The sequence below is a fragment of the Sphingomonas sanguinis NBRC 13937 genome (assembly GCF_001591005.1).
Lineage (GTDB): Bacteria > Pseudomonadota > Alphaproteobacteria > Sphingomonadales > Sphingomonadaceae > Sphingomonas > Sphingomonas sanguinis.
Genome location: NZ_BCTY01000104.1, coordinates 1 through 2,245, shown reverse-complemented (window position 1 = coordinate 2,245; position 2,245 = coordinate 1). Strand labels below are relative to the sequence as shown.

Below are 2,245 nucleotides of genomic sequence, written 5' to 3'. Positions count from 1 at the left end.
GCAAAAGGGACCCCCTTCGTCGAGCAGCGTGACGGGTATGACGGGCGCACCGTTCGCGCTGGTTGCGGCGTAGGGCGGGCGTAGCCCGACCGGAGGCGCAACCAGCGCGAAGCGTTCTCTGCCGGGTGTTCCGGGCGTTAGCTGCGGTGCTTGAAGCGCCAGCTGTCGTTGCCGGTCTCGACGATGTCGCAGTGGTGGGTAATGCGGTCGAGCAGCGCGGTGGTCATCTTGGGGTCGCCGAAGACGGTCGGCCACTCGCCAAAGGCGAGGTTCGTCGTGACGATGACCGAGGTCTGCTCGTAAAGCTTGCTGACCAGGTGGAAGAGCAGCTGACCGCCCGAGCGGGCAAAGGGCAGGTAGCCGAGTTCGTCGAGCACCACGAGGTCGAGCCGGGAGAGCTGGTTGGCGAGCGCACCGGCTTTGCCGAGGCGCGTTTCCTCCTCGAGCCGGTTCACCAGGTCGACCGTGTTGAAGTAGCGCCCGCGGGCGCCGGCCCGCACCACGTTGGCGGTAATCGCGGTGGCCAGATGCGTCTTGCCGGTGCCCGTTCCACCGACCAGCACGACGTTGCGCCGGCCGGGGAGGAACGAGCCACTGTGCAAGGAGCGCACCAGGCCCTCGTTGATGGGGGTGTCGTCGAAGACGAAGGCGTCGAGGTCCTTCACCGCCGGCAGCCTGGCGGCCGACATCCGGTAGCGGACGGACGCCGCATGGCGGTACGTTGCCTCGGCACGCAGCAGGTCGGTCAGGATCTCCATGGTCGTGCGCTTGCGCTGCAGCCCGGTGGTGACGGCCTCGTCGAAGGCGCCAGCCATGCCCTTGAGGCCAAGGTCCGCCATGGCCGTCATCATCTCATGCCGCTGCATGGAGGCCTCGCAGGCTGTCATAGCGGGTGCAGTCGGCACGCGGCGGGTGGCGCAGCGCCAGGTCCTCGGGCGTGACGATGGTCAGCGGCCGGGGCGGCTCGCGTCGGCGGGCCAGGATGTTGACGATGACGTCGTCGCTGGCGGTGCCCGCCAGCAATGCTTCGCGCACGGCCGCTTCCACCGCCTCCAGCCCGTCGTCGAGCACGGCTGCCAGCACGCGCACGAACCGCCGGTCGGCATCGTCACCGGCGCCGAGCTTGCGGCGCAGTCGTGACAGCGCAGGCGGCAGCTCCCAGCCCTGGAACGGCGCGCCATTGCGCAGGGCGCCCGGCTTGGTCACCAGCACCGGCAGGTAATGCCAGGGGTCGTAGATGGTCCGGTCACGCCCGAAGAACCGGGGATGGTCGGCGACGACCTGGCCGTCGCAGCGCACGACGATGCGGTCGGCATAGGCGCGGACCTGGACAGCCCGCCGAACCGCCCGGGCGGAGACGGAGTAGCGGTTGCGGTCGAAGCTGATGAGGCATGTGCCGCTCACCGCGTGCTCGCTCTCATGGAAGCCGTCGAAGGGCGCGACGACCGGCTGGAGCACGCCACGCTCGGCAGCCCATGCCTGCGCGACGGTCAGCTCCTTCTGCTCCGGATGCCGGTGCATGTCGGCCCAGCGACGACACTCCGCCTCCAGCCAGCCGTTCAGCTCCTCGATGCTGGCAAAGCGCAAGCACGGCTGGAAAAGCCTGCCACGCGCGGTCTGCACCTGGTTTTCGACCTGGCCCTTCTCCCAGCCTGACGCCGGCGAGCAGGCCGTCGGCTCGACCATGTAGTGGTTGGCCATGACCAGGAAACGCCGGTTGAAGACCCGCTCCTTGCCGGTGAACACGCTCGTCACCGCCGTCTTCATGTTGTCGTAGATGCCGCGCGTCGGCACGCCTCCGAAGAAGGCGAACGCCCGCGCATGGGCGTCGAACACCATCTCCTGTGTCTCGCGCGGATAGGCTCGCACATACATGGCCCGCGAAGCGCACAGCCGCACATGGGCGACCTTCACGCGCATCGGCTTGCCCGCGATCTCGACGTCCTCGTGGCTCCAGTCGAACTGATACGCCTCGCCTGGTCGGAACAGCAGCGGGATGAACGCCGGCGCATTCATCACGTCGCGACGCCGCGCCTGCCGCCAGCGGGCCGCATAGCGGCGCACCGCGTCGTATGAGCCGTCGAACCCCTCGCGCAGCAGCAGATCGTGGATACGCGTGAGGCGCAGCTTCTCGCGCCGCGGCCGTGCCTCGTCTTCCTCCAGCAACGCATCCAGTCGCGTCTGAAACGGCCCCAGCTTCGGCAGCGGCTGCACCTCCCGCCGGTAGCCCATGTCCGCCTCCGGC

General features: G+C 68.9%; 2 protein-coding genes. Both read right to left on the bottom strand.

All coding sequences use genetic code 11. The features are described 5' to 3' along the window. Positions 1–137: 137 nt before the first annotated feature. Positions 138–866, bottom strand: a complete 729-nt coding sequence (gene istB / locus SSA01S_RS18750; RefSeq protein ID WP_061781607.1) for an IS21-like element helper ATPase IstB — start codon at positions 864–866, stop codon at positions 138–140. Beyond that, positions 853–2,245 (bottom strand): IS21 family transposase (gene istA / locus SSA01S_RS18745; protein WP_061781606.1); only part of this gene is annotated, 1,393 nt, incomplete at its 5' end. The genes istA and istB, both read right to left, overlap by 14 nt.

What these genes read in the sequence shown, in the direction of transcription:
- istB (WP_061781607.1), bottom strand. Translation starts at nt 866, where the DNA reads ATGCAGCGGCATGAGATGATGACGGCCATGGCGGACCTTGGCCTCAAG.